Origin of the sequence: Microbacterium flavescens (genome assembly GCF_018588945.1) — a bacterium.
GTDB classification, from domain to species: Bacteria; Actinomycetota; Actinomycetes; order Actinomycetales; family Microbacteriaceae; genus Microbacterium; species Microbacterium flavescens.
This window is the reverse complement of sequence record NZ_JAFIWA010000005.1, coordinates 322905-329889: the sequence shown is the minus strand read 5'-3', so window position 1 is coordinate 329889 and position 6985 is coordinate 322905. Positions and strand designations below refer to the sequence as shown.

The window sequence follows — 6985 nt, the reverse complement described above, 5'->3', positions numbered from 1 at the left end:
GGCTCGGGCTCGTGGGCGGGGGGGGGGGGGCGAGCGCCCGCCGACTCGACCGCGGCGCTGGCGGCGGCGCTGCGCGCCGCCGTGGCCGACATCGAGGCGGGAACAACGCCGGCGGTCGACCCGACGATCCGCGAGCGCTTCCGCCAGTCGTCCCGCACGGCCGCGATGATCGAGATCTACGACCGGGTCATCGCCGGCTGATCCCGCGGGTTCCCCTCCCCGGGTCGTTGAGCGAGCGAAGCGAGACGAAACGCGCTCGGGTTCGAGGGTCCTCGGCCGGGACGCGTTTCGTCTCGGTCGCTTCGCTCCGTCGCTCAACGACCGGGGCTCGGGGGCGAGCGAGGTGCGGGTCGTTGAGCGAGCGAAGCGAGACGAAACGCGTCCCGCTCGCTCCCCGGGTCGTTGAGCGAGCGAAGCGAGACGAAACGCGCCCCGGCTCGAGGGTCCTCGGTCAGGACGCGTTTTCGACTCGGTCGCTTCGCTCCCTCGCTCAACGAGCGAGTGGGAGTCGTGACCAGTCGGTCGGGGTGCGACGGTAGCCGTCGTTGCGGAGTGCCGTGATCGACGAGGCGATCGCGACAGCGGACAGGGCTGCGAGAAGAATCACCATGAACATGGCAGAAACGCTACGCTTGCGCATGTACTGCCAACAGTGGCAGGATGGACACACATCGCACGAAAACTGCCATGGCAGTCCGACGCAGGAGGTTCCCATGAAGACGGTCGCCGTCATCGTGCAGGACGGGTTCGCGCCCTTCGAGTTCGGAGTCGCGTGCGAGGCGTTCGGCCTCGATCGCACCGAAGACGGCATCCCGAACTTCGACTTTCGCATCGTGACGCCCGACCCCGGCGTCGTGCAGTCCAAGATGGGCTTCTCGATCAACGTCGACCTCGACCTGTCGTTCGCGTACGAGGCCGATCTGGTCGTCGTCTCGCCGACGCCGCGCCAGTACTGGGCACGCAGCGCGTCCGACGAGCGGGTGCTCGACGTCATCCGCCAGGCCGTCGCGCGCGACGCGTGGGTGCTGAGCGTCTGCAGCGGATCCTTCGTCGTGGCCGCCTCGGGAGTGCTCGACGGCCGCAAGGCCACGACGCACTGGATGTACGCCGACACGATGGCGCGGATGTATCCCGCGGTCGACGTCGACCCCGACGTGCTCTACGTGCAGGACGGTCGCATCATCACGAGCGCCGGCACCGCGGCCGGTCTCGACGCGTGCCTGCACCTGCTGCGGCAGGAGCTCGGTGCCGAGCTCACCAACAAGATCGCCCGGCGCATGGTCGTGCCGCCGCAGCGCGACGGCGGCCAGGCGCAGTTCATCGACCGGCCGCTGCCGGAGGTGGCGTCGCTGTCGCTCTCGCCCGTCACCGACTGGATGCTCGAGAACCTCCGCCTCGACCTCACCGTGGATCAGCTCGCCGCGAAGGCCCACATGTCGCCGCGCACGTTCGCCCGGCGCTTCAAGGCCGACTACGGTGCGACGCCCGCGGCGTGGCTCGCACGCCAGCGGATCATCCACGCGCAGCGCCTGCTCGAGAAGACCGACCTCGGGCTCGACCGCATCGCGTACGAGAGCGGGTTCGGCTCTGCCGCGGTGCTGCGGCAGAACTTCGCGCGCGTCCTCGACACGACTCCCACCGCCTACCGTGCGCGGTTCTGCTGCACGCGCGAGGCCCGGGAGGCGGCGGGAGTGGATGCTGCGACCGCCCGCCGCGGCGAAGCCGCCGTCCTCGAGCCGGTCGCGTAACCACCCGCCGCGGGCGAGGCTCCGGCCCCGCGGCGTCGGTACGGTGTGACCGTGCGGATCGATCCGAGGCGGTGGTTCTCCCGCAAGACCGTGGGGAAGGATGCCGCGGCCGGCCTGGTGCTGGGCGTGGAGGCCGTTCCCGATGGCCTTGCGGCCGGCCTGCTCGCCGGCGTCAATCCGCTGGCAGGCCTCTATGCCTACCTGTTCGGGATGGTCGGCGCGGCCGTCTTCACGAGCAGCGCCTTCATGGCTGTCCAGGCGACGAGCGCGATGGCGCTCGTGGTCTCCGACGCCGGGCTGGACACGACGCCGGATCCCGACCGCGCCCTCTTCACGCTGGCGATCCTGACCGGCATCGTCATGGTCGTTGCCGGGCTGCTCCGCGCCGGCCGGCTGGTGGCCTTCGTGCCGACGCCGGTGATGACGGGGTTCATCACCGCGATCGGCGTGAACATCATCCTCGGGCAGCTCTCGAACCTCACGGGCTACGCCGCACGCGGATCCAACCGCCTGACGAAGACGTTCGACGTCCTGCTGCACATCGGGCAGTGGAGCATCGCCTCCCTGGTGGTGGGCGCGATCACGATCCTGATCATCGTCGTGCTCCGGCCGACGCGGGTCGGCAGCCTCGGGCTGGTGGTCGCAGTGGTCGCCGGCTCGGTGTGCGCCGCGGTGCTCAACCTCTGGGTGGGCGATCCTGCCGGTCAGCTGCGCGACATCGTCGACGTTCCGCGCGGGCTGCCCGCGCCGGTGCTGCCGAGCATCGCCGACGTCCCCGCGCTGATCGTGCCCGCGATCTCCCTGGCGTTCATCGGGCTCGTGCAAGGTGCGGCCGTCTCCGCCGGGATCCCGACGGTCGACGGCAGACCGGCCGACGCGAACCGGGACTTCATCGGCCAGGGTGCGGGCAATCTGGTCGCGGGGGTCTTCCAGGGCATGCCGGTCGGCGGGTCGATGTCAGGATCCTCGATCATCGTCCAATCCGGTGCCAGGACGCGCCTCGCTCTCTTCGTCGCAGGGGCCGTCATGGCCGTCGTGATCTTCGCCGCGTCCGACCTCGTCGCGTTCGTCGCCATGCCGGCGCTCGCCGGCCTGCTCATCGTGGTCGGGTTCGGCACCATCAAGCCGAGCCGCGTCTACTCGGTCGTGAAGTCCGGACCCCTGCCGACCTCGATCATGGCGGTGACCTTCGGCCTGACGCTGATCATCCCGCTCCAGTTCGCGGTCCTCGCCGGAGTCGGCCTCGGGATCATCCTGTACGTCGCGCAGCAGTCGAACCACGTGCGGGTGCGCGCCGTCGGGCTCACCGCTGACGGCCGCCTGCGCGAGTCGGACCCGCCTCCAGTCGTGCCGGGCGGCGAGGTGCTGGTGCTGCAGCCCTACGGCAGCCTGTTCTTCGCGAGCTCGCCGATCTTCGAGAAGCAGCTGCCCGAGGTGAGTCGCGAGTCGCGCAACGCGGTGGTGATCGTGCGGCTGCGTGGCACGGACCAGATCGGGCTGTCGCTCGTCGATGTCCTCCGGCGCTTCGCACGCCGGCTGGCCGACGCCGGTTCGAGTCTCAAGGTCGTGGCGACCGAGGACCGCGTGATCGACCAGCTCGAGGCGGGAGGTCTGGTGGGCGACATCGGTGAGCGGAACGTCTACAAGGGCACCGAGTGGGTGGGCGACACCCTCCGCCGTGCGCACGCCGAAGCGCAGGACGAGATCGACCGCCGGGCGTAGTGGTCAGTCGTCGAGGACGAACGTGACCTCCAGCACGACCTGGTACGACGTGATCTCGCCGTCGCTGCACTCGACCTTCTGCTCCTTGATCCAGGCACCGCTGACATTGCGCAGCGTGGCGTGGGAGCGCGCGATGCCCTCCCGGACTGCGGCGTCGAAGCCCTCGGGCGACCGGGCGGTGATCGTCGTGACGCGTGCGACCGTCGTGCTGCTCATCATGAACTCCTTCGTTCGTGGGTGTGGGGTCCAGCGTTCTCTCCCTCGACGGGGGAATCAACCCCTGGACAAACGACCGGGGTCGTTGCTGAGGCACCCGCTCTGCTGGTAAACTTGAGCCATCACGACTCAACTTTGGGTCTGAGCAGATTTCAGGAGACACATGAACGCCACCCAGCAGCCCGGGCAGGAGGACGCGCGCAGCGCCCTCGAGCAGTTCGGCATCAACCTCACCGACCGCGCCCGTCAGGGCAAGCTCGATCCGGTCATCGGCCGCGACAGCGAGATCCGCCGCGTCAGCCAGGTGCTGACCCGCCGCACCAAGAACAACCCCGTCCTCATCGGCGAGCCCGGCGTCGGCAAGACCGCCGTCGTCGAGGGGCTCGCGCAGCGCATCGTCGCGGGCGACGTCGCCGAGTCGCTCAAGGACAAGGAGCTCGTCACCCTCGACATCTCGGCCCTCGTGGCCGGTGCGATGTACCGCGGCCAATTCGAGGAGCGCCTCAAGAGCGTGCTCAAGGAGATCACCGAGTCCGACGGCCGCATCATCACGTTCATCGACGAGCTGCACGTGCTGATGGGCGCGGGCGGCGGCGAGGGCTCGGTCGCGGCGTCCAACATGCTCAAGCCGATGCTGGCGCGCGGCGAGCTGAGGCTCATCGGAGCGACGACGCTCAATGAGTACCGCGAGTTCATCGAGAAGGATGCCGCGCTCGAGCGCCGCTTCCAGCAGGTCTACGTCGGCGAGCCCAGCGTCGAAGACACCGTGGCGATCCTGCGCGGGCTCAAGGAGCGGTACGAGGCCCACCACAAGGTCGCGATCGCCGACGCGGCGCTCGTGGCCGCGGCATCCCTCAGCCATCGGTACATCCCGAGCCGGCAGCTGCCCGACAAGGCCATCGATCTGATCGACGAGGCCGCCTCGCGGCTGCGCATGGAGATCGACTCCGCGCCGCTCGAGATCGACGAGCTGCGCCGCCACGTCGACCGCCTGAAGCTCGAGGAGCTCGCCCTCAAGAAGGAGAAGGACGACGCGTCCAAGGAGCGACTCGCGACCCTGCGCGAGACGCTCGGCGCCGAGCAGGCCCGCCTGAGCGAGCTGCAGGCGCGGTGGGAGCACGAGCGTGCGTCGCTCAACCGCGTCGGCGACCTCAAGACCAAGCTCGACGCCGCACGCATGGAGGCCGAGCGCGCGCAGCGCGAGGGCAACCTCGAGAAGGCGTCGCGGCTGCTGTACGCCGAGATCCCCTCCCTCGAGCGCGAGCTGATCGCGGCCGAGCGCGACGAGCCCGCCGGCGACCGCATGGTCAACGACCAGGTCACCGACGAGGACATCGCCGCGGTCATCGCAGCGTGGACGGGCATCCCGGTCGGCCGGCTGCTGCAGGGCGAGACCGAGAAGCTGCTGCACCTCGAGGCCGAACTGGGCAAGCGGCTCATCGGGCAGAAGGACGCCGTCAAGGCGGTGGCCGACGCGGTGCGCCGGTCGCGCGCGGGAATCAGCGACCCGAACCGGCCGACCGGCTCGTTCCTGTTCCTCGGTCCGACCGGCGTGGGCAAGACCGAGCTGGCCAAGGCGCTCGCCGAGTTCCTCTTCGACGACGAGCACGCCATGGTGCGCATCGACATGTCGGAGTACGGCGAGAAGCACACCGTCTCTCGGCTCGTCGGCGCCCCTCCCGGCTACATCGGCTATGAGCAGGGCGGCCAGCTGACCGAGGCCGTGCGCCGGCGCCCGTACTCGGTCGTGCTCCTCGACGAGGTCGAGAAGGCGCACCCCGAGGTCTTCGACGTGCTGCTGCAGGTCATGGACGACGGACGCCTCACCGACGGCCAGGGGCGCACGGTCGACTTCAAGAACGTCATCCTGATCCTGACGTCGAACCTCGGCTCGCCGATCCTCATCGATCCGACGCTGTCGACCGAGCAGAAGCGCGAGCAGGTGCAGGGTCTGGTCCGCCAGGCGTTCAAGCCGGAGTTCGTGAACCGCCTCGACGACATCGTGATCTTCCAGGCGCTGTCCCAGGACGACCTCGCGCAGATCGTCGAGCTCGCAGTGTTCGCACTGCAGCGCCGCCTGAAGGACCGCCGGCTCACGCTCGCGGTGACCCCGGATGCCCGGGGCTGGCTCGCCGAGCGCGGCTACGACCCGATGTTCGGCGCGCGGCCGCTGCGCCGGCTCATACAGTCCGAGATCCAGGACCGCCTCGCGATGGCGATCCTGGGCGGCGGGGTGCACGACGGCGATGTGGTGAGGGTGGATGTCGCCGCCGACGGCTCGGGCCTGTCCCTCGTCAGCGAGGGGCCGTCACCGGTCCCGGAGACCGCCGACGACGAGGACGAGGTGATCGAGGCCGAGCTCCTCGACGACTGACGCCGATAGCGGGCGGCACGGCACGGAGCAACCCGGCGCATCCCTCGATGCGCCGTGAGAGCATCGGATCGTGCGCACCGTCCGGGCCCTGTGGGGATCGACCCATCCCGGTCCGACGCTCGTCGTCACGACGCTCGCGCTGACACTCGGCATCGCCGTCGGCCTCGAGCCCTGGCGCCTCGCCCTGCTGACCCTCGCCGTCTTCGCGGGTCAGGTGTCGATCGGCATCTCCAACGACGCGCTCGACGTCGCCCGCGACCGCGCGGTGGGGCGCACCGACAAGCCCATCGCGCGGGGAGACGCGTCGGAGCGCGCGGCGTGGGGCGCGGCATCCGTCGCCCTCGTCCTCGCGCTGGCGCTGTCGGCGCCCCTGGGATGGCGGATGCTCGCGGCGCACGGGCTCTTCCTCGGGTCGGCGTGGGCGTACAACGCGGGGCTGAAGTCGAGCGTGCTGTCGATCGTCCCGTTCCTCGTGAGCTTCGGCATCTTCCCGTCGCTCGCGACGCTGTCGGCACCCGAGCCGGTCTTTGCGCCCGGATGGGCGTGGGTGGCCGGCGCGGCCCTCGGCGCCGCGGTGCACCTGACCAACGTGCTGCCCGACCTGGAGGACGACGCGCGCACGGGGGTGCGCGGTCTGCCCCACCGGCTCGGGCCGCGGGTGTCCGCCGTGCTGGCGGCCGGCGCGGTGCTGGCGGGGGCGGTTGCGGTGCTGCTCGGCGCGTGGGGAGGCGACCTCGCCTCCGTGCCGGTCGTCGCGTGGGTGTTCTTCGGTGGCGTCGTGGTCGTCGCGGGGTGGACGATCGTGCGTGCCCTCGTCCGGCCGCCCGCCCGCGTGCTGTTCCGGCTCGTCATGATCGCCGCGCTCCTGCTCGCCGCGCAGCTCGTCGCGAGCGGCGCGGCCCTCGCGGGCTGAGCCCCCGGCGAG

At 70.5% G+C, this 6985-nt stretch carries 6 protein-coding genes and 1 pseudogene; 5 read left to right on the top strand and 2 right to left on the bottom strand.

From position 1 onward, the window contains the following. Nucleotides 1–201, top strand: a pseudogene (locus tag JX005_RS12150) (glycosyltransferase); the annotation flags it as partial. A gap of 289 nt (nt 202–490) precedes the next feature. Here JX005_RS12150 and JX005_RS16300 read toward each other — a convergent pair. Continuing rightward, nucleotides 491–616 (bottom strand): hypothetical protein, encoded by a 126-nt coding sequence (locus tag JX005_RS16300; protein ID WP_281422066.1) that lies wholly within the window; start codon nt 614–616, stop codon nt 491–493. 97 nt (nt 617–713) lie between these two features. Between JX005_RS16300 and JX005_RS12145 the strand changes: the two genes are divergently transcribed. After that, the gene (locus JX005_RS12145) at nt 714–1748 is read left to right on the top strand and encodes a GlxA family transcriptional regulator (protein WP_214467793.1); all 1035 of its coding nucleotides are present in this window, start codon (nt 714–716) and stop codon (nt 1746–1748) included. 51 nt (nt 1749–1799) lie between these two features. Beyond that, entirely contained in the window at nt 1800–3470 is a 1671-nt protein-coding gene (locus JX005_RS16410) for a SulP family inorganic anion transporter (RefSeq protein WP_214467792.1), read from the top strand. A 3-nt stretch (nt 3471–3473) separates the two neighbouring features. Here JX005_RS16410 and JX005_RS12135 read toward each other — a convergent pair whose 3' ends face one another. Beyond that, a complete protein-coding gene (locus tag JX005_RS12135; protein ID WP_214467791.1) occupies nt 3474–3686 on the bottom strand; it encodes a dodecin family protein in 213 nt (70 codons plus the stop codon). A 163-nt stretch (nt 3687–3849) separates the two neighbouring features. Between JX005_RS12135 and JX005_RS12130 the strand changes: the two genes are divergently transcribed. Continuing rightward, nucleotides 3850–6060, top strand: a complete 2211-nt coding sequence (locus JX005_RS12130; protein ID WP_214467790.1) for an ATP-dependent Clp protease ATP-binding subunit — start codon at nt 3850–3852, stop codon at nt 6058–6060. A gap of 70 nt (nt 6061–6130) precedes the next feature. Next, complete coding sequence (locus JX005_RS12125; RefSeq protein ID WP_214467789.1) at nt 6131–6973, top strand: UbiA family prenyltransferase; 843 nt, start codon at nt 6131–6133, stop codon at nt 6971–6973. The last annotated feature ends 12 nt before the right edge of the window (nt 6974–6985 follow it).

Bases quoted from the DNA above. Each gene is read 5' to 3' on its own strand.
- JX005_RS16300 (WP_281422066.1), bottom strand. From the start codon at position 616: ATGTTCATGGTGATTCTTCTCGCAGCCCTGTCCGCTGTCGCGATCGCC.
- JX005_RS12145 (WP_214467793.1), top strand. From the start codon at position 714: ATGAAGACGGTCGCCGTCATCGTGCAGGACGGGTTCGCGCCCTTCGAG.
- JX005_RS12135 (WP_214467791.1), bottom strand. From the start codon at position 3,686: ATGAGCAGCACGACGGTCGCACGCGTCACGACGATCACCGCCCGGTCG.
- JX005_RS12130 (WP_214467790.1), top strand. From the start codon at position 3,850: ATGAACGCCACCCAGCAGCCCGGGCAGGAGGACGCGCGCAGCGCCCTC.